This is a genomic window from Providencia sp. PROV004, assembly GCF_011045615.1.
Lineage (GTDB): Bacteria > Pseudomonadota > Gammaproteobacteria > Enterobacterales > Enterobacteriaceae > Providencia > Providencia rettgeri.
On record NZ_CP042859.1, the window covers coordinates 1,317,128 to 1,337,980 of the forward strand.

The 20,853-nt window shown below is 39.4% G+C and carries 15 protein-coding genes; 7 read left to right on the top strand and 8 right to left on the bottom strand.

Translation table 11 applies throughout. From position 1 onward, the window contains the following. Nucleotides 1-54: 54 nt before the first annotated feature. Complete coding sequence (torR, locus tag FVA69_RS05745) at nucleotides 55-756, top strand: two-component system response regulator TorR (RefSeq protein WP_004913440.1); 702 nt, start codon at nucleotides 55-57, stop codon at nucleotides 754-756. Here torR and torT read toward each other — a convergent pair. Then, complete coding sequence (gene torT / locus FVA69_RS05750) at nucleotides 729-1,751, bottom strand: TMAO reductase system periplasmic protein TorT (protein ID WP_414602275.1); 1,023 nt, start codon at nucleotides 1,749-1,751, stop codon at nucleotides 729-731. The genes torR and torT overlap by 28 nt on opposite strands. A 93-nt stretch (nucleotides 1,752-1,844) precedes the next feature. Here torT and torS point away from each other — a divergent pair, with 93 nt between their 5' ends. After that, nucleotides 1,845-4,598 (top strand): TMAO reductase system sensor histidine kinase/response regulator TorS, encoded by a 2,754-nt coding sequence (torS, locus tag FVA69_RS05755; protein ID WP_164528525.1) that lies wholly within the window; start codon nucleotides 1,845-1,847, stop codon nucleotides 4,596-4,598. A 70-nt stretch (nucleotides 4,599-4,668) separates the two neighbouring features. On the opposite strand, the gene cfa is transcribed toward torS, so the two are convergent. From cfa to FVA69_RS05775, 4 genes are all read right to left on the bottom strand, one after another. After that, nucleotides 4,669-5,832, bottom strand: coding sequence for a cyclopropane fatty acyl phospholipid synthase (gene cfa / locus FVA69_RS05760; RefSeq protein WP_109912732.1), 1,164 nt, complete (start codon nucleotides 5,830-5,832; stop codon nucleotides 4,669-4,671). Between the two features lie 473 nt (nucleotides 5,833-6,305). After that, on the bottom strand, nucleotides 6,306-7,598 hold the full coding sequence (locus FVA69_RS05765; RefSeq protein ID WP_004913433.1) for a cytosine deaminase: 1,293 nt from the start codon (nucleotides 7,596-7,598) through the stop codon (nucleotides 6,306-6,308). Next, entirely contained in the window at nucleotides 7,591-8,838 is a 1,248-nt protein-coding gene (gene codB, locus FVA69_RS05770) for a cytosine permease (protein WP_109912731.1), read from the bottom strand. The genes FVA69_RS05765 and codB overlap by 8 nt, the downstream gene beginning before the upstream one ends. A 161-nt stretch (nucleotides 8,839-8,999) precedes the next feature. Next, nucleotides 9,000-9,884, bottom strand: coding sequence for a LysR family transcriptional regulator (locus tag FVA69_RS05775; RefSeq protein WP_164528526.1), 885 nt, complete (start codon nucleotides 9,882-9,884; stop codon nucleotides 9,000-9,002). 101 nt (nucleotides 9,885-9,985) lie between these two features. Here FVA69_RS05775 and FVA69_RS05780 point away from each other — a divergent pair, with 101 nt between their 5' ends. After that, nucleotides 9,986-10,429: a PACE efflux transporter gene (locus tag FVA69_RS05780; protein WP_004262335.1), complete on the top strand. Its 444-nt coding sequence runs from the start codon at nucleotides 9,986-9,988 to the stop codon at nucleotides 10,427-10,429. 69 nt (nucleotides 10,430-10,498) lie between these two features. On the opposite strand, the gene dbpA is transcribed toward FVA69_RS05780, so the two are convergent. The 3 genes from dbpA to FVA69_RS05795 all read right to left on the bottom strand — a co-directional run bounded on the left by dbpA (nucleotide 10,499) and on the right by FVA69_RS05795 (nucleotide 14,739). Further along, nucleotides 10,499-11,872 carry an ATP-dependent RNA helicase DbpA gene (gene dbpA / locus FVA69_RS05785; protein ID WP_110732119.1) on the bottom strand — a complete coding sequence of 458 codons (1,374 nt, stop codon included), beginning with the start codon at nucleotides 11,870-11,872 and terminating at the stop codon, nucleotides 10,499-10,501. Nucleotides 11,873-12,145: 273 nt separating this feature from the next. Further along, nucleotides 12,146-13,585: a YfcC family protein gene (locus FVA69_RS05790; protein ID WP_004913421.1), complete on the bottom strand. Its 1,440-nt coding sequence runs from the start codon at nucleotides 13,583-13,585 to the stop codon at nucleotides 12,146-12,148. A gap of 23 nt (nucleotides 13,586-13,608) precedes the next feature. Continuing rightward, nucleotides 13,609-14,739, bottom strand: a complete 1,131-nt coding sequence (locus tag FVA69_RS05795; protein ID WP_004913419.1) for a M20 family metallopeptidase — start codon at nucleotides 14,737-14,739, stop codon at nucleotides 13,609-13,611. A 1,212-nt stretch (nucleotides 14,740-15,951) separates the two neighbouring features. Here FVA69_RS05795 and FVA69_RS05800 point away from each other — a divergent pair. The 4 genes from FVA69_RS05800 to FVA69_RS05815 are packed head-to-tail and all read left to right on the top strand — an operon-like array spanning nucleotide 15,952 to nucleotide 20,749. Further along, entirely contained in the window at nucleotides 15,952-17,097 is a 1,146-nt protein-coding gene (locus FVA69_RS05800) for a trans-sulfuration enzyme family protein (RefSeq protein WP_109912728.1), read from the top strand. Nucleotides 17,098-17,143: 46 nt separating this feature from the next. Continuing rightward, entirely contained in the window at nucleotides 17,144-18,568 is a 1,425-nt protein-coding gene (locus FVA69_RS05805) for a Na+/H+ antiporter NhaC family protein (protein ID WP_004913415.1), read from the top strand. Nucleotides 18,569-18,584: 16 nt separating this feature from the next. Then, nucleotides 18,585-19,583 carry a D-cysteine desulfhydrase gene (locus FVA69_RS05810; protein WP_164528527.1) on the top strand — a complete coding sequence of 333 codons (999 nt, stop codon included), beginning with the start codon at nucleotides 18,585-18,587 and terminating at the stop codon, nucleotides 19,581-19,583. A gap of 23 nt (nucleotides 19,584-19,606) precedes the next feature. Then, nucleotides 19,607-20,749 (top strand): trans-sulfuration enzyme family protein, encoded by a 1,143-nt coding sequence (locus FVA69_RS05815; RefSeq protein ID WP_004913408.1) that lies wholly within the window; start codon nucleotides 19,607-19,609, stop codon nucleotides 20,747-20,749. Nucleotides 20,750-20,853: the final 104 nt, after the last annotated feature.

Consider the following 20,853-nt stretch of genomic DNA (forward strand, 5'->3'; position numbering starts at 1 on the left):
TTACGGCAAGATATGGGTAAATATGAACAGATATGAACAGAAGAGAGTATATCAATGACATCACATCATATTGTGGTTGTTGAAGACGAACCCGTTACTCAGGCGCGTTTACAGGCTTACTTTGAGCAAGAAGGATATCGTGTTTCTGTTACGGGGAATGGTGCAGGTTTACGCGAAATTATGGATCAGCAAGTAGTTGACTTGATTCTGTTGGATATTAATTTACCGGATGAAAATGGGTTAATGTTAACAAGGGCGCTACGTGAGCGTTTTACAGTAGGAATTATTTTAGTCACAGGCCGTTGTGACCAAATTGACCGTATTGTGGGTTTAGAAATGGGAGCAGATGATTACGTTACTAAACCTTTGGAACTCAGGGAGCTCGTTGTTCGTGTCAAAAATTTACTTTGGCGAATTGATCTTGCTAAACCATCACAAACCCAGGTTGTTTCTCAAGATAATTGCTATCAGTTCGCTGGCTATTGCCTAAATGTTTCGATGCATACGCTCGAATTTAAGCATCAAGCAATCAAACTCACTCGTGCTGAATATGAAATGCTAGTGGCTTTTGTTACAAACCCACGGGAGATTCTAACCCGAGAACGTCTTTTACGTATGTTATCAGCCCGTCGAGTTGATCACCCTGATTTACGCACGGTAGATGTACTTATTCGCCGTTTACGCCACAAGATTAATGCTGATTTATTAGTGACTCAGCATGGTGAAGGTTATTTTTTAGCCGCCGATGTATACTGATATACGGGCCTAAATCCTCCTGGAGATAATGAATTACGTAAGTGTTCACTATCTGCATTTTGTTGAGTAAGCACTAAAATTGGCGGGCTTATATTGTTTGGAACTGGCTGCTTTTGTAATACTTTGATGGCTTGTTCAATGACTAGCTCACCTTGCCAAACCATTTGGTCGCTAGCTGCCATAATTATTCGGCCTCTTTTTAAGCCGCGATAGACTTGATGTGATAAGTAAAAAGAAACAATATTCAATGGTTTTGTTAAGTTACGGCCTTCACCCATTGCGGCTTCAGCGGCGATAGCTGTGCCAACGACGACATCAATATCTGGGCTACGCTCTAGCATTTCATGTAATAAATTGCGTTGAACTTCAATGTCGTTATCCCCTTGTGCAACATCCACAATTTGTACATGGCTACCCGCAATAGCCTCTCTGAATCCTTGTTCCATTTCAAGGCTACCGCCAGCATTTAATGGCCCAGGCATAAGTAACACTTTCAATGGCTTACCTTGGCTCCATTGCACTAAATAGCGTCCCGGCTGATAGCCCATTTGAAACCAAGGTACACCCACGCGGGTTTTAACTGTTTTATCGTGTGTCGCGTTGATGACTTCAATGACAGGCGTATTTCCTACCAGTTGGCTCAGGTTTGGAAAGGCTGTAGTGCTACTGCCCAGTAAAATGGCATCTGCTCCCCACTGTTGGCATTGCGTAATTTGCTTTTGCTGAGTGGCTAGCTGGTTATATCCGCCAGCTTCTAATACATTTAGGTCAATACTATAGCTTTTGGCTGCTTTTTGCATACCATAATTAATTGATAACCAATAAGAATCTTTTAAGCTAGGATAAAGCGCACACAATTTCCATGTTTTTGTAGCGGTAATGGGATTATGTGGTTGGGAGGTAAAGTGTAGTGTATCACTCCACTGAATGAGTGAACTATTCTGCGCCATTGCTAGGCTCAGTAATGAGTAAAATGTGAACAGTAGTAAAATCAATACACGCATGATAGCCTCACAAACCAGAAACCTTTATCCTAAATGCTTTCTTGCAGTTAACTCAACCATTTTAATTTTTAGGCTAACTAAACCGTGAATTTATCACTAACTAGACGATTGTGGATGGGCTTTGCGCTGATGGCAGTATTGACCTTTATCAGCACCCTTGTGGGGTGGTACAACTTACGTTTTGTTAGCCAAGTTGAACAGGCCAATACCGAGGCTTTGATTCCAACCATGAATATGGCAAGGCAATTGAGTGAAGCAAGTGCTTGGGAGCTATTTTCTGCGCAGAATCTCACCAATGCAGATAGCGAAAGTATTTGGTTAGCGCAAGGACGGATGTTAACGGCACAAAGCCTTAAAATCACTAATTTGCTGAAAACATTACGGGAACAAGGCTTCAACACACAAGATATAGAACAACAAGAAAAAGAAATCGCTCAATCATTAAGCCAACAAGGTGAATTAGTTGGCCAGCGGTTAAAACTGCGCACTGAGCAACAACAGTTAAGGCAACATATCATCGCTGCGGCGGGTGATATCGCCCAAAAAGCGCATGGCCAAGCCAATAATGCAGCGACCTCCGCTGGTGCAACGCAGGTGAGTATTTATGACCTAATCGAGCGAAAACAAGGGGAACAAGCACAGCAAGCCCTTGATCAACTTATTGATATTGATCTTGAATATGCTAGCCAAATGAATGAGCTGCGATTAAGCGCTATGCGCGTACAGCAAATGGTACTTAATTTAGGTTCAAACCAACCCAATCGTAATATGGCAGAATTAGAAAATCAGCTGAATTCTGCAGTCAAAATCTTACAACGTCGGCAAAAATATATTGAAGACCCTGCCGTGAGAAGCCAGGTAGAAAATGCCTTAAATAGCGTTAAGCGTTATACCGAGTTAATTACGTTGTATCGCCAAGATAACGACATCACAACTCGTTTACAGATTTTATCGCAAAATAATATTGACCAATTTGCACGTTTTAGTAGTGAAGTAGCTCAATTAGTTGACATCATTGAACTTCGTAACCAAACCGCATTGGGGCAACTTAAACAAGCCAGTGAACGGGGGCAAAATTGGTTGTTAGCATTAAGTATTGTTTCATTACTCTCATTGATTTTGATCCTTTGGCGAGTGGTTTACCGCTTAGTGACAAAGCCGTTGGCACAGCAAACCCAAGCGCTTCAGCGCTTGCTTGAGGGCGATATTGACTCTGCATTTCCTGAAACCGCAGGCGTGAAAGAGCTTGATACGATTGGCCGTTTAATGGATGCATTTCGTGCGAGTGTCCATGCTTTAAATAATCAGCGTGAACAACTAGCGGACCAAGTCAAAGTGAGAACGGCAGAACTGCGGGTGATGGTTGTTGAGCACCGCAAAGCTCGCGCTGAAGCAGAAAAAGCCAATCAGGCAAAATCGGCATTTTTGGCGGCAATGAGCCATGAAATTCGCACGCCACTTTATGGAATTTTGGGGACAGCGCAATTGCTATTAGAAAATAAAGCGCTTAATCAATATCATGATGATTTATATGCAATTACGGATTCAGGTGAATCCTTATTAGCTATTTTAAATGACATTTTGGATTACTCTGCTATTGAAGCAGGGGGACAAAATGTTTCTATCAATGAGGAACCTTTCGAGCCCAAGCCATTATTGGAAAGTACCTTGTATTTAATGAATGCCAGTAATAAAAATCATGCCATTCAGTTAGTTGCTGATATTGCAGATGATTTACCTACTGCCTTACAAGGGGACCCGCTCCGGATCCGGCAAATTATCACGAATTTACTCAGTAATGCACTACGTTTCACTCAGCAGGGGCGGATTACTTTGCGTAGTTGCCGTTATGGCAAATATTGGTTTATTGAAGTGGAAGACACCGGGTGTGGCATTGATAACTCGCGATTTACTGATATTTTTAAGCCATTTGTGCAAGTCGATAGCCAGCGGGGTGGAACAGGGCTTGGGCTGACAATTAGTGCAAGTTTAGCACAAGCGATGGGCGGTGAACTGACGGTTAGTAGCCAGTTAGGGAGTGGAAGCTGTTTTCGTTTAACATTACCGTTATCTATCGCCTCGCATCCAGTTAGTAAATCGGCGGATCTACCATCAGACATGCGAGGCGTACATTTATTACTCATAGAAGACAACCCATTGACTCAGAAAATAAGTGGAGAAATGTTAACCCGCAGTGGGGCACAGGTAACCATCGTTGGTTCTGCGGCCGAAGCATTAGCTGCTTTACAAACTGGGCAAAAATTTACGGCAGCATTGGTGGATTTTGGTTTACCTGATATCGATGGGATCACCTTGGCTAAACAAATAGCGAAAGCCTACCCCGCATTGGTTTTGATTGGTTTTAGTGCTCATGTGATTGATGAAACATTGCACCAACGGACGAGTCAAGTTTTTCGCGGTATCATTCAAAAACCAGTACCAAGAGATAGGTTAAACCAGTTGATCGTTAAATATATTTCAGGCGGTGAGTATACGTTGTCCGATTCTAGTGTTCAGGAAAAATTTGTAGATTTGCAACAGCTTATTAGTGATGCTGAATTAATGGGGCTCTCAAAAATTCGTGAATGGGTGAGTACTTTTAAACAGCATTCCCTGCCGCTAATCGACCAAATTGATATTGCACGAGCAGAAAATAACACAGAACAAATAAAACGCCTTGCTCACCAGTTAAAAAGCAGTTGTGCTAGTTTAGGAATGCAAAGTGCAGTACAAAGCTGTGCATTATTAGAGCAGCAGCCAATGGCGGATACTCAACTGAAAAATGATATACAGCAAGGCTTACAGGCTATTGAGCAATGGTTGAATAGAGCGCATTGATTCTTCAAATAGCCAGTAAGGTTCATTTAGCTGCTTTTTATCTGTTGAAGACCATGTTCAGGGCTAAGATTTAGCGCGCAACACGCAGGCCACCGCTCACACCTTGTGGGCTCCACAGTATTTGCCATAATTGGATATCTCGTGCTCTAAATGCACCAGCGCAAGCATTTAAATAATAAGAAAACATGCGTTTGAAACGAGGCGTATAATTATGTTCGAGCTCAGGCCAAGCGGCTTGAAAACGGGAATACCATGCCATGAGAGTATGGTCATAATCAGCACCAAAATTATGCCAATCCTCCATGACCAGTTTACCTTCGCTGGCTTCGCCAATATTTTGCACAGAAGGTAGGCAGCCGTTTGGAAAAATATATTTATTAGTCCATGGGTCAACATTCACTTTATTTTGATTAGAACCAATGGTGTGAAGTAAAAACAAACCGTTAGCTTTTAGGTTGCGTTGAATAACATCAAAGTAAGTCGCATAATTTTTAGGGCCGACATGCTCAAACATACCTACAGAGACAATACGGTCAAATTGGTCGTTAAGATTCCGATAATCTTCTAATTTAATATCAACATCTAAGCCTGCACAGCGAGCTTGAGCATATTTTTGTTGCTCAGCGGAAATAGTGACACCCGTAACAGAAACCCCAAAGTTTTTTGCTGCATAGGCAGCGAGTCCCCCCCAGCCACAGCCGATATCAAGTAATCGCATACCGGGTTTTAATTGCAGTTTTTCGCAGATTAAATTTAATTTTTGTTCTTGCGCGAGAGGAAGGTTTTCAGGAACCGTTTCTAAACCTTTCCAGTAGCCACAAGAATATTGCATATAAGGGTCGAGCATCAGGGAAAACAAGTCATTTCCGAGGTCGTAATGTTCTTTTCCAACAATACGAGCACGTTTTAGGGTTTGTAAATTGCGAACACGTGCGACAGCAATTTTCAGTGTATCACTGAAATTGTGAGGTATTTTTTTATCGAGTTTATGGCGTAAGACATATTGGAAAAATATATCTAAACGCTCGCAATCCCACCAACCATCCATATAGCTTTCACCTAATCCTATTGAGCCGTGTTGTAGCACTCGTTTAAAGAAATGGGGGTTGTGTACCTGGATATCGAAAGGGCGGGAGCCATTAATTTTAATGCCAGCTTCACTCAATAATTCAGTAGCAATGCGTTGCCAAGAGTCGATAGTGGTTTTTTGGTTAACGACTTGTTCAGTACTCATCTGATCTCCAATTTTTATCAAAGTGGGATTCAGAGAACTTTATTTGTGACGTATTCGTGGTACAGCAAAACAGGAATATTGACCACCGCTGCACGACAGTCAGTGTATTAGCGTTATTGTTGCTATAAATAAAGCTCAAATCCAGTTTCAGATAACTCTATAAAAAATATAAAACGTTCATATTGAATTTCAATAGAAATTGCACTTAATACTTAGAAATGGCACTTATAACCAAAAAAAGAGTTCTTATAAGACAATTATTTGCTCATCAAAGCTTTTCAAGCTCTTCAATGAGTATTGGAATAAGTCTAGTATATAGAAATGACATTTGTGTGAAAAAAAACGTTATTTGTTGCTTTTTATCTGATTAAGATTGGTTTTTTGGGCTGATTTTATTGAAATTAATGATGAGGCGTAGAGCAAATGGCTCACCTATGATTATAGAGAGCCATTTAGGAATAAAAATTCAATGATTAGATTTTTGGAGAATATCCATAATGGATTGCTTCTGTTTGTTCTAAATGAATTTGGGTTACTGCGGGTTGGGTATTAGCGATAACTTGGCCATCGCGAACAGAATAACGAACAGGGACTTGACGACGCACGGCATCAAAGCCATTTTCTGCAGGTAAAATTAATAAACTAGCTCGGTTTCCTTCACTCACACCATAATCTTGCAAGTTCAATGTACGTGCGCTGTATTCACTAATCAGTTTCAGCCCATCATTGATTTGCTGGTAACCCATTAATTGGCAGACATGTAACCCCATATGCAGTACTTGCAACATATTGGCTGTACCTAATGGGTACCATGGGTCAAATACATCGTCGTGACCAAAGCACACATTAATATCCGCGGCTAGCATCTCTTTCACTCGCGTAATTCCACGGCGTTTTGGATAAGTATCAAAGCGGCCTTGTAAGTGAATATTTACTAGTGGGTTAGCGACAAAGTTAATTCCAGACATTTTTAGTAGGCGAAATAAACGGGAAGTATAAGCGCCATTGTATGAATGCATTGCGGTGGTATGGCTTGCCGTGACGCGAGAACCCATCCCTTGTGCATGTGCTAACGCTGCGACTGTTTCAACAAAACGGGATTGCTCATCATCGATTTCATCACAGTGGACATCAATCAAGCGGTCATATTTTTGTGCTAAAGCAAATGTTTTATGGAGTGATTCCACGCCATACTCACGAGTAAATTCAAAATGTGGAATGGCACCAACGACGTCGGCTCCTAGGCGTAACGCTTCTTCTAACAGGGCTTCGCCATTTGGATAAGACAAAATACCTTCTTGTGGAAAAGCCACAATTTGCACATCAACCCAAGGTGCGATTTCTTGTTTTACCTCTAACATCGCTTTCAGTGCGGTTAATGTCGGATCTGACACATCCACATGAGTACGAACATGTTGAATACCATTGGCAATTTGCCATTTAAGGGTTTGCCACGCTCGATTTTTAACATCATCGTGGGTGAGCATCGCTTTACGCTCTGCCCAACGTTCGATGCCTTCAAAGAGTGTTCCTGACTGGTTCCAGCTTGGTTGCCCCGCGGTTTGAGTGGTATCCAAGTGAATGTGTGGCTCAACGAAGGGAGCCGTAACTAATCCACCTTCACCGTCTAAGCTGTCTGGTAATACTTCACCTTGAGGTTGTGGAAGAATGGCTTGAATTTTTTGATTGTCAATATCAATACGCCACAGGCCATCACGCTCAGGTAAACGGACATTATGGATATGTTTGATAGTTTGGTTAAGCACGGGTCATCTCCGAATCAGTAGTATGGCGGCGATTTAATAATGGGTTAAGGATAGCGTAACATAATGCACCGCCCAACACGGCATTGACAGGAACAATACCTGGTAACCAGTTACCTGCGATAACCCCAGCGGCAACGGCGATTAATGCACTGATGTTGACATCACGCATTTTACTGCGATCAAAGGTTTCGTAGCGGTGGCGGTACATGAGGTAGTCGGCGATGATAATTCCGCCAATAGGGGGAATAGCCGCAGATAAGAAAGTTAGCCAGCCAACAAAATTATTATATAACCACAGCGCACATAGCGTTCCAACCAGTCCATTGACAATGGATAAGGTTTTGCTGGATAAGCCGGTGATATTGGCAAACCCTAAACCTGACGCATATAGGGCGTTATCGTTAGTTGTCCAAATATTTAAACCCAAAACGATAATTGCGGGTAATAGTAAACCTTGGGCAATCATCACATCTGAGATATCTGCCATACCTAATGATGCCGCACCAGCAGCTCCAAAGATAAACATCAATGAATTACCAAGGAAAAAAGCAATAATGGCGACAAGCACCGCAATCTTAGGTTTTCGTCCGAAACGCACAAAATCAGCTGTTAATGTTCCAGCACTCACAAAAGACCCCACTACCATGGCTAAGGCAAGGTTAAAATCGATAGGTTTTGCGGGGACGACTGCCTGCAATGCACTCATTCCACCCATGTCAGTGATAGCAAGGTAGACGGAATAACTGCCGAGTATCGCAATGGCAGGAACTGCAACGATTGACAGTATAGTTAGAGCAGAAATACCGAAAAAAACCGTAACGGTCATTAAGACCCCTGAAATACCAATCAACCAGTTGATATCCCAACCCGTGGCTTTACCAACAGGAATGGCAAACATCGCAACACCGACACCAAACCAGCCGACTTGTGTGCCACCTAATAGGAAAGAGGGGAGCCATGAGCCTTTAATACCAAAGGAATAACGAGCAAGAAGGTGGGTAGTTAAGCCTGTTTTAGAACCAATAAAACCAAGAAATGCGGTGTAGATACCAAGAAGAAGATTACCGATAAGAACTGCGAGGAAGAAATCATGAAAATCAAGACCGGTACCGAGAGCGCCTCCGGTCCACATACTGGCGGAAAAGAACGTTAAACCTAGCATCACAAAGGTTAATGCTAGTCCGCCTTTCCGCGCGGATATGGGCACGGGGCCATGGCTATAATTTTTATCGTCAGGCACGATTGTCTCCAGTTATTTTTCTCAGGCCAAAAAAATCCGACGCATTTTATAGCCATTAAAATAAAAAGCAAACGTTTTCGTTGATGGTTTAAAAGAATTAATGTGTCCAGAAATAATTTAATTTATGGAATTAAAAATAGGAAAAATAAATAATTGAGGGTTTAAATTACCTTATTTTTCAGTAATTCAATGCATTCTTGTGCACCACGTTTAAGCGCATGACCTTGCAAACATACCACATGAATAGGCAGTTTGAAGCCATTTGGGGTATTTTTAAACTCAAGGGGTTTTAGTGAACCATCGTGCAATTTATCTTTAATAAGTGATAAAGGAAAATTTCCCCATCCCATACCACTTTCGACTAAACCGAGAGCTAAAGAAAAACTGTCTGTTTTCCAATAATTACTAGAAACTAGAATGCGTATATCACTCAATTCACGTTGACGACTTGCAATAATTATTTGGCGGCTTTCAACAAGGTCTTCGATATAGAGTGACGTTTTATTTTGCAAAGAGGGATGTTTAGCCGAAATGGTGGCAATAATTGATTCTTCGCCAATGTAATGAAATTGCTCTTGGGAATTAACATTTAAACCGCCAAAGACAATCGCGAGATGAATTTGTTGTTCATGTAGTAACGGTAAAAGATCATCTTGAGGTGCGGTAATCAGCTCAATATGCAGTAAAGGGTAACGCTGGCTTAAAATATGTAGAGCGTCAAAGAGTAAATTGGCATTAATACCTGCCGCAATACCAATAGTCAGCGTGCTTTCAACGCCTTGAGTCAATTCTAAAGAAAACGTATTGAGCTGCGATAAGTTAGCGACAATATGTCGTGCATAGGGGGCTAATGAAAGCGCTTTTTCAGTGGGTTTAGGCTCCCGAGAGTGTCTATCAAATAGTTCAAATCCAAGTTCAGCTTCTAGATTAGCGACTGCCATACTGACCGCAGATGGCACGCGTTTTAATGCCCTAGCCGCTGCAGAAAATGAGCCTTTATCTAACACGGTGAGAAAAATCGTTAGGTTATCGCTATTAAATGGCATGATTGACCTTTCAATAAAATTGATAGAAGCTGACTTTTATTATCATTGAATAATATTTATTTTACCACCTTGTTGATAATGATATTTTTGGAGGTGGGAAAATGCAGGGGATTAAACGTAAAATTGTTTTTGTAACGGCTTATGAGGTTATTGGCTGGTTAATTTCAGCGTTGGCATTGGCTTTTCTTTCCGGTAATTCAGCGGAAACAACAGGCCCATTAGCTTTAGTCATAACGACTATTGCAGTGAGCTGGAACTTTATTTTCAATACTGCATTTGAATATTGGGAATCAAAACAAAAATCACGCATTAGAACCTTTAGGCGCCGGTTTGTACACGCTATATTATTTCAATTAACGTTAGTGATTTTTTTAATTCCTTTAATTGCATGGTGGTTATCAATTAGTCTGTTACAGGCGTTAATCCTCGACTTCGCCTTAATTATTTTTATCCCAATTTATACTTTCTTTTTTAATTGGGCCTTTGATAAGATTTTTGGATTGCCTAAATCTGCCTTACCGCAAGAGAATAACGCCACATCATAAAAAAGTAAGAAAATTATCGTGTTTCCTTGCGTACTAACATTGTGCAGAAGGAAACACGAATCACACCGATTATTTTAATAACCTAGCCTTAACGGATTTCCCTTTAATTTTCCCCTGCTGTAAATGCTTGCGAGCATGTTCGGCAACCTCACGTTTGAGTGCCACATAGGCATGGGTAGGGTGGATCACAATCTTGCCAATATCGTCGCCATTGAGGCCAACTTCTCCGGTCAAGGCACCTAAAATGTCGCCGGGGCGTATTTTGGCTTTTTTACCGCCATCAAGGCATAAGGTCACCATCGTCGCTTCTAATGGAGTGACTCGTAAACCTGTTGGTTCGGCTTGCCAATTAAGCTTCATGTTTAACATTTCTTCTAGAGCATTGGCCCGCTGGGCTTCTTCTGGTGCACATAAACTAATTGCTAAACCGCTTTCACCGGCGCGTGCAGTTCGGCCGATGCGGTGAACATGCACTTCAGGATCCCATGATAATTCATAGTTAATCACCATTTCGAGGGCTTTAATATCTAACCCGCGGGATGCGACATCCGTAGCCACTAATACACGGCTACTTCCATTAGCAAAACGCACAAGAGTTTGGTCACGCTCACGCTGTTCCATATCACCATGAAGCACTAGGACACTTTGTTTGCTTGCAGTTAAGGCATCATAAACAGCTTGGCAATCTTTTTTAGTATTACAGAAAACGACGCAAGAAGCGGGCTGTTCACGGCTCAAGAGCTTTTGTAATAATGTAATTTTTTCGTGACGCGCAACTTCATAAAATTGCTGCTCAACCGCGGGAAGTTCATCAACACTATTGATTTCAATGGTTTGTGGATTATTTTGAATTTGCTGGCTAATTCGTGCAATTTCATCTGGCCAAGTAGCTGAAAATAATAATGTTTGCCTATTAATTGGTGCGTAGTCAATGATGGTTTCAATATCTGGCATAAAGCCCATATCGAGCATTCGGTCTGCTTCGTCTAAAACCAATGTTTGCAAGGCATCAAGTTGTACTGTTTCACGATTTAGATGATCAAGTAAGCGCCCCGGTGTAGCAACAATGATATGTGCTGCATGAGCAAGGGAGTCGCGTTGTACGCTAAAAGGTACACCACCGCAGAGTGTTAAAATTTTGATATTAGGGATAGCGCGAGCTAAACGGCGCAATTCATTGGCGACTTGATCTGCCAGTTCGCGAGTTGGGCATAAAACTAATGACTGAGTTTTAAATAACTTGGCATCAATATGTTGTAATAAGCCCAGACCAAAAGCAGCAGTTTTGCCGCTGCCAGTTTTAGCTTGTGCTCGAACGTCTTTACCAGCAAGGATCGGAGGAAGAGCGGCAGCTTGGATCTGCGTCATGTTTAGGTAGCCTAACTCTTGCAAGTTAGCGAGTTGTTCCGCAGAAAGCGCATTTAGGTCAGCAAATGAAGTCACAATACAATCTCAAATAGAATAAAAGGCATAATGGGGCTAATAATACTATTCCTACCTTACTCTGTCTGTTTTTAATTCGTTATTAATGTAGAACCTGGTTATCACTGATATAGTTCAAAATTAAATCAACAGGAAGTGATGAAATGGAAAATTTACAACAGCGGTTGATAACACAAGACGAGAAAAACACCTTTTTACTCTGTTTTGTATCAACAACCCTTAGCACCACTAAAAAGCGGTGCTAAGAAGAGTGGATTATTCAATATTGATATTTTAGATAGGACCTAAATTTGTCATTACTGCATATATGAGAGCGACAATAGAAATGGCTATCCATGTGAAGACTAATGGCCAAATAAATCTCACCCATTGTGTATAAGGAATTTTTGCCGTTGCAAGTACAGCCATTAAAATTCCTGATGTTGGGTTAATACAGTTAACAACACCTTCTCCAAGTAATACAGTTTGCACCGTCGTTTGGCGAGTGATTTCTAATAAATCTCCCATTGGCGTGAAAATTGGTACAAGCACAGCCGCTTCACCAGAACCAGATGAAATAAAGAAGTGCATTATTGCTGCGGTTGCGAACATGGAAAGGGCAGATAAAGTCTTCGGTAAACCGTCCATCATTGAAATAATGGCATTAACGATGGTATCCAGAATCATGCCATCAGATAATACGATAGCAATCGCACGAGCCATACCAACGATAAACGCGCCGCCTACCATTCCTGCACAACCTTTTAAGAAACCAGTAGCAATGGTATTAGGCGACATACGGTTTAAAATACCCACGCCAACGCCTAAAATGATAAACATTGCCATCATCTCTTTTTCTCCCCAGCCCCACTCAACGGCACCGAAAATAAATCCGATTAAGCAGAATGCGCTATAGGAAAGGGTGATGACATGCAAAGCTGAAATTTTAGAGGTTTGGTGTTCGTCAGTATTAATTTCAATATCAGGTCGAACCATACCTTTGTTACGGCATTTTTTGGTATAAATCGTTAAAAATAAAATACCCGCGATAACAAATGCAATATAAATTGCCATTCTAAAACCGAGACCGGATAACAACGGGACGTCGGCTAAACCTTGAGATAGGCCAACTGTCATTGGTGCCATGATTGAGGCGTTAAAGCCCGAATAAGCCGCGACATAGACTAAAGCGGCACCAAATTTATCGTCCATTCCCACGGATTTAGCAACTAAAAGACCGATAGGAACAAATGCAATAATTGAGTTAACGACAATTCCTGTTGTTCCTAAAATAGAAAAAACGACAAAGAATATACTGATTAGTAAAAAGTCATTAAGCCTTTTACTGCGCGAGATATTATTGAGTACTTTTTTGATAGCCCCAGTTTCTTCAAGAAGATGTAAAGCACCTCCAGTGAAAATAATCAAAAAGATAATAGGAGCTGCTTTGATTAGACCATCGGCAATTGAGGTGAAAATTTGTCCTGGCAAAATGCCGTGTTGTTCAGGTAAGCGCTCATAACTACCGGGAATGGTGTAAGAACTAGATACTTTTGTTTCTATACCATCTTTTACCATGGTGATGACTTTTGTTTCTGATGCATATTGCCCCGCGGGAACGATCCACGTCGCAATGCCTGCCAATACTAAGATAAAAAACAAAAGCACATAAGGATTTAAGCCTTCAGAACGTTTTTTAGGTGGTGTTGTTGTGTTTGTTGACATCGTTGTCATAGAGTTTCCTATTGGATTATTTTTTATTGTGTAATGCGTTGTAATACATTGAAAAATAGTTGAGCACGCTCTGTGAGCGACGGTATTTCTAAATATTCTTTATCACTGTGCTGGTAACCACCAATCGGGCCTAACCCATCTACAGTGGCAGTTCCGACACCCGCAGTAAAAGAGGCATCAGAGCCACCGCCAGTAGAAACATCGAGTAAATCAATATTTAGTTGTGCAGCTTCTTCTTTAATGATGTTGATAAGAACGGTGCTTTCATCCGTTTTAGCCATAGGTGGGCGATTAATTCCGCCGGTTAAGGTGAGTTTGATACCGTCTAATATTGGTGTACTACACACTTCCCTGACTTTTTTATCGATTTCAATACCTTGTTCTTCAGACGAGATACGAACATCGATTTCTGCTCTGGCATTCGGTGCGACAGTATTAACGGAGGTTCCGCCAGAAATTAAACCAACGTTAACGGATAGGCCTTTATCATGAGCTGAGAGTGCGTGTAGGCTTTGAATTTTATATGATAGTTCCTGAATTGCACTAATACCTGCTTCAGGTGCGATACCTGAATGTGAGGCTTTCCCTTCAATATTTAACACATAAGTCCCAACACCACGGCGAGCACTCACTATCGCGCCATTGGCACGCGCAGGTTCCATCACAAGTGCGTAGCGTTTTCCTAAAGCACATTGTTCAATGACACCGCGAGATGAAATAGAACCAATTTCTTCGTCACAATTGAGGAGAATCTCAATATTTTTATAGCGAATGTCTTGATTATCATAAAGTTGCTTCATGACTTGATATACCATGACATGACTGCCTTTCATATCAATCACGCCAGGGCCATAAGCGCGGTCACCTTCAATGCTAAAAGGACGTTCAGTAACGGTACCTTTAGGAAAAACGGTATCTAAATGCAATAAAATTAATATATCAGCCTTTGTTGATGGGTGATAAATTCGATAATTATTACCGAGTGATTCATTTTCAATGATTTCGACTTCGAACCCCATTTCGCGATATTTTTCACACCAGACAGCAGCGTGGTTATCTACACCTTCTTTGTCATAAGAACCTGATTCAATATTGACTACTTGTTTAAGTAGCGCAAGCATACTGGCTTCATGCACTGAAAAGTTATTATTCATAATTGTTTCCTTATATTGTCTCTACTACAAAATTAAGTTGTTTTTATTGTGGTAAATTTAATTTTAGGTAATATAAAAACAGAGTTTATATTAAGTTAAATTTATATAATTCAGATTTTCGCTAAATAAAACGTGGCTTTTATTAAAGATAAGAACAAAAGATAAAATTCAAATTTACTAATAATAATTGTGTTTTTTTTTGATTCTCATTGTTTGTATTGTGGAAAACTAATGCCCCAAATTTTTATGCTCAAGCGAGTCATATCACAGTAAAGGATATAACCAATATCGATACTTGATGCTTGAATCATAGGCATTTTTTGACTGTATCATAATAAATAATTTGTATACAAGATGATTCTTCACTAAAAAATTAAACCCATATAGAGAGTAATTTTACGAAGATATGTAATATGGAATACATTACTGAATTTGTTCGAGCAAATTTGAATTTATAATGAATAGTTCTGCACTAGGCTAAATTGAGATTCTTTAAGAAAAAGTGATTAGAATAATTTATAAAATATATAGTGGTCATGCATTTTTCTAATAATTTAAATAGCGGTAGCATTTCATTTATCATAGTTTGTAATAGTTATTGTACTTTTTTTAAACAAAAAATTGGGGTGATTAAATTAAAAATAACTCAATCAAATTTAGTCTCTGTGCCTATCTTATAAATAGTCCTTGAGTATATTGTTGCTTGATAGCCATTCTTTTGCGTGTTGATTTGCATTAATCGAATTGTTATAGCTTTTAAGTGATATAGCTCATTATAAGAAATAAAGTAAAAGAGAATAACTTTCTCTTATATGCCTATTGTGCAGTATAAGAAGAGGAAAAATAGGTATGAGTACTAGGGTTCATGTTAAATCAACGACAGAATATCTACTAAATAATTACATTGCGTGATGATATATTTAACTTTAATAAAACATTTATTGTTTTGTTTTAGTGGGTTATGTATTTTTTATGGATTGGTCGGTTGTGGAAGATAAACAAAATAATAATATTGTGACGGCTCGCTCATTTATGGGAAACGCATCAACATTATGAATTAAAAGGAAATTAATTCTTTAATAGAAAATTTTTCTCTTAATTTGAATAAAGACACCAATTTTTAGAAAAAATTTTCTATTTCCCTATGGCATATTCTTTTTAGCAACAAATATAAAGATATCACTTTTATTTTACTATATTGGGTTTTAGATTATGACTAAGAATATTGCTACAATTTTAATTCATGGTGGAAAGCAGCAAGATACCGTTAATCATGCTATTTTCCCTGCTATTACAACAGCCAGTACTTTTGTTCAGCAAAGTTTAACAGAGCATGGTGAATATTGTTATTCACGTTGCAGCAACCCAACGCGTTATGCATATGAAACCTTATTAGCAGAAATTGAAGGTGGAAGTTATGCAACAGCAACCTCATCCGGTGTGGCGGCTTCAAGTTTAGTCTTAAATTTATTACCAAAAGACTCGCATATTATTGCGATGAAAGGTGTTTATGGTGGAACATTTCGGTTATTTGAACGAGTTTCAACCATTAATAGCGGTCATCAAATAGATTATGTAGATTTGAATAACCTTGATGAAGTTAAAACAAAAATAAAAGAGAATACGCGTTTAATTTGGATTGAAAGCCCAACTAATCCATTATTGGAGTTAGTTGATATCAATGCGATTTGTTCACTTGCAAAAAAACATAATATTTTGACTTGTGTTGATAATACATTTGCAACAGCTTGGAACCAAAAGCCGTTAGAATTAGGTGCTGATTTAGTGATGCTATCGGCAAGTAAATATATTGGCGGTCATTCCGATTTAATTGGTGGTGCTGTGATCACCCAAAGGGAAGACTTAGCCAGCCGCCTTGATTTTCTAAAAACGACTTTAGGAGCAATTGCTTCTCCTTTTGACGCCTACCTTGCTTTACGTGGATTAAAAACATTAGCGTTACGTATGGCGGCACAATGCAGCAATGCAGCGCAAGTTGCTAGCTATTTGTCTACGCACCCGAAAGTGGAACAGGTTTATTACCCAGGATTAGCTTCACATCCTCAATATGAATTATGTAAAAAGCAAATGCGTACAGGTGGAGCAGTTGTGACAATTAAATTGAAAGGGGATATTGAAGATACTAAAACGTTTTTATCTAAAGTTAATTACTTTGTATTAGCCGAATCATTGGGTGGTGTTGAAAGCATGGTAAACCATTCGGCAACGATGTCACATGGGTCGATGACAAAAGAAGAAAGGGAAAGTATCCATGTATATGACACCACATTACGTTTATCTGTAGGTATTGAAGATATCACTGACTTATTAAATGATTTAGAAAACGCACTATCTTAATTTATTAAAATCAAAATAAAATTAAAATATAATAAGAGAGCATCTAATGAATGATTATGGAATTTGGACCATCGTCACGCCAATGGTGACGATACTTTTAGCCATTTTTACACGACAAGTTATATTATCGTTATTGCTGGGGATTCTAGTTGGTTTTACCGTTATATATGACCATAATATATTATTGGGTATAAACGGAACGCTCGATGGTATTATTAATACGTTTGCATCACCGGGAAATACAAAAACTATTCTATTTATGGTAATGATTGGCGGTATTATGCGGCTAGTCGTTGTTACTGGTGGTGTTCGATCATTAGTTAAATTATTAACAAATAAAACAAGGCTAATTAAAAATAAAAAAGCTGTTCAATTAATGGCGATGATTATTACATCATTAATTTTTATTGAAAGTTCAATTAACCAATTAATTGCTGGAGCATCAACAAAAACATTAGCGAAGAAATACGGTGTTTCGCCAGAAAAAATGTCCTATATTGTACAAACTTCCTGCGTATCAGTTTGTTCATCAGCCATGATTAACGGCTGGGGAGCGGCAATGATGGGTGTTATTGGTGTACAAATATCTAAAGGTTTAATTACTGGAGAGCCATTTGAAATTTTAGCAGGCTCAATGGTATTTAATATCATGGCGTGGTTTTCTTTAGCTTCAGTATTATTTTATATTTTCTCCAATGTTTCTTGGGGACCAATGAAAAAAGCGGATTTACGCGCAGAGCAGCAAGCTTTAACTTTATTGTCTGCTGAAGAAACTGAGCAGGATGATGAAGATATTATTGAGCATCCTAATTGCCATACCTCTCTTAACTTTTTTATTCCAATTTTATCAACAGTATTAATGGTACCTATTGCGCTTTATATCACTGGTAATGGTGATTTTAGTAAAGGTAGTGGCTCAACATCGGTATATTGGGGAGTCATGTTTGGAACTTTAGTCTCTTTTGTGTGGTTCTTAGCGCGTCGTGTGCTTAATATTGAGACTTTCTTTAAAGAGTTATACATCGGCTATGCCAGCATGGTAAAAATTAGTTCAGTGATGATCCTCGCTTTTTTAATGGGAACCGTTTCTTCAGATTTAAACACTGGTGCTTATATAGCTGAAATTACCTCTGGTGTCATTTCACCGGCTTTCTCAATCGGTTTTATATTTTTAATTAGTGCGGTGATGTCATTAGCAACTGGAACATCGTGGGGAACATTTGCGATTATGATCCCAATCGGTGTGCAATTAGGGCTTTCAGTTGGAATGCCTGTTGAATATATGATTGGTGCCGCAATAGCAGGTTCAATTTATGGGGATATGACATCACCCATTTCCAGTGATGCGATTGTGGCCTCTATGGCAACAGATTGTGACCATATTGAGCATATTCGTACCCAAATGCCTTATGCCACGGTGACTGCCGCTTTTGCGCTGATGGTTTATCTCTATTTAGGTTTCACATATTAATAAGGTGAATAATATAATGAGCATTAGACAACGATTAGCTGCAATAAATAAAATAGATCTACTTCGAGGACCAACACCGTTAGCAAAATTAAATAATCTTTCAGAATATTTAGGCCGTGATATTTATATTAAGCGTGACGATATGACCCCCCTAGCAATGGGGGGCAATAAACTGCGAAAATTGGAATATATTATTGCAGATGCGATACAAAAAAAGTCTAAGGTGATTGTTACGGCAGGGGCTATTCAATCAAACCATGTTCGCCAAACAGCTGCAATAGCATCAATGTATGGTCTGGAATGTGTCGCATTATTAGAAAACCCATTACAGAGTTTGAATTCATTATTTTTAACAAATGGTAATAAACAACTGACAGATTTATTTAATGCCCGCTGTTATTTTTGTGATGAGTTAACCGACCCAAGCTTACAAATGCAAGCGTTAGTTGAATCCCTTAGATTGCAAGATGCTTATATTGTACCTATTGGTGGTTCTAATGCTTTAGGGTCATTAGGTTATGTTAATTGTGCATTAGAAGTTGCCGAGCAGACTCCTAAAGATATTGAATATGCCGCAGTTATTGTTGCTTCTGGTAGCGCAGGAACGCATGCAGGGCTAGCTATGGGATTACAATCGGTATTTCCTCAAACTCCAGTGATAGGTGTTACCGTTTCAAGAACAGTTGCGCAGCAACAACCTAAGGTAGAAACCTTACAGCAGGAAATTGGTAAATTATTAAACCTGACAGATTTTCCTAAAGTGAATCTGTGGGATCAGTATTTTTCACCTTGCTATGGTCAGCCGAATAACAAGGGCCAACAAGCCATTGAGCTATTAGCTCAAAAAGAAGGAATACTACTTGACCCTGTGTATACCGGTAAAGCCATGGCGGGTTTAGTTGATCATATTTTAAAAGAAAGTATTGATGGCAATCAGCCATTACTTTTTATTCATACTGGCGGAGCACCCGCTATTTTTGCTTATTCTGAAATCAATGTAGCAACGATTAAATAGACTTTTGATAATGCGATTTACTTATGAAAATTAATACCAAGGTTATTCATGGTTACCCCATGACAGATAAATATACCGGAAGTTCTTCTATTCCGTTATATCAATCATCCACATTTTCACAAGCCAATATTGAGGAAAGTTACGACCATATTTATTCGCGTTTTTCCAATCCAACAAGAGATGCATTAAGTGAGGCAATTTGCGCGATTGAAAACGCGAAATTTGCTGAGATTTTTTCATCAGGAATGGCAGCAATAAGCGCAGTATTACTTAATTTTAGCCAGGGTGACCATATTGTTGCTTGCAAAAATATTTACGGTGGTTCTTTCCAGTTAATGACTGAATTTCTGCCTCGTTATGGCATTTCAGTGACATTTGTTGATGCGACTAACCCAATGAACTATCAGCAAGCAATAACGGAGAATACCAAAGCGTTTTATATTGAAACGCCATCTAACCCCACATTACAAGTGACTGATTTAAAATCTGTTATTGAAATTGCGCAACAGCATAATATTATTACCATCTGTGACAATACCTTTATGACGCCATTGTTATCAGATGTTATCTCTCTTGGAATTGATTTTTCTATTAATAGTGCGACTAAATTTATAAATGGCCATAGTGATGTGATCTTGGGGACAGTAGCAACGAATAACCCTGAATATGCGAGGTGGTTACATAAGTCTGCGGTGGCTATTGGCAGTATTGCAGCTCCATTTGATAGCTGGCTGACGATGCGTGGTTTAAAATCAATGGCAATGCGAGTTGAACGAGCTAGTGAAAATGCGCAAAAGCTTGCAGAATATCTGAATGAGCACCCAAAAGTACAACGCGTTTTTTATCCGGGGTTAGCTTCACACCCAAACCATATGATTCATATGCAACAGTCCAAAAATGGCGGAATGGTGGTTTCCTTTGATTTGGGTAGCTATGACAATGTAAAACAATTTTTAGAAGCAATTCGTATTCCACTCGTTGCGGTCAGCTTAGGGGGAATTGAATCAATTATTTCCTACCCTAAAATGATGTCTCATGCGTGTATCCCTGAAGAGGAAAGATTACTGCAAGGCGTAACGGATGGATTATTGCGGTTCTCATTGGGCTGTGAAGATATAGATGATTTACTCGCTGATGCCGATTTTGCTTTATCGCAGGTACAGTAATTAGGCCATTAGTAACGCATTTTTACTTCTGAGTGATACCTACCACACACCTAAAAAACGCCCATAATATTTTAAGCCCTCTAAATAGTCTGATTTATTTAGAG

Excerpts from the sequence above, each read along its gene's own strand:
- FVA69_RS05775 (WP_164528526.1), bottom strand. The coding sequence starts at position 9,884 with ATGCCATTTAATAGCGATAACCTAACGATTTTTCTCACCGTGTTAGAT.
- FVA69_RS05815 (WP_004913408.1), top strand. The coding sequence starts at position 19,607 with ATGAAAATTAATACCAAGGTTATTCATGGTTACCCCATGACAGATAAA.
- cfa (WP_109912732.1), bottom strand. The coding sequence starts at position 5,832 with ATGAGTACTGAACAAGTCGTTAACCAAAAAACCACTATCGACTCTTGG.
- FVA69_RS05780 (WP_004262335.1), top strand. The coding sequence starts at position 9,986 with ATGCAGGGGATTAAACGTAAAATTGTTTTTGTAACGGCTTATGAGGTT.
- FVA69_RS05795 (WP_004913419.1), bottom strand. The coding sequence starts at position 14,739 with ATGAATAATAACTTTTCAGTGCATGAAGCCAGTATGCTTGCGCTACTT.
- FVA69_RS05800 (WP_109912728.1), top strand. The coding sequence starts at position 15,952 with ATGACTAAGAATATTGCTACAATTTTAATTCATGGTGGAAAGCAGCAA.
- FVA69_RS05805 (WP_004913415.1), top strand. The coding sequence starts at position 17,144 with ATGAATGATTATGGAATTTGGACCATCGTCACGCCAATGGTGACGATA.
- FVA69_RS05810 (WP_164528527.1), top strand. The coding sequence starts at position 18,585 with ATGAGCATTAGACAACGATTAGCTGCAATAAATAAAATAGATCTACTT.
- FVA69_RS05790 (WP_004913421.1), bottom strand. The coding sequence starts at position 13,585 with ATGACAACGATGTCAACAAACACAACAACACCACCTAAAAAACGTTCT.
- torR (WP_004913440.1), top strand. The coding sequence starts at position 55 with ATGACATCACATCATATTGTGGTTGTTGAAGACGAACCCGTTACTCAG.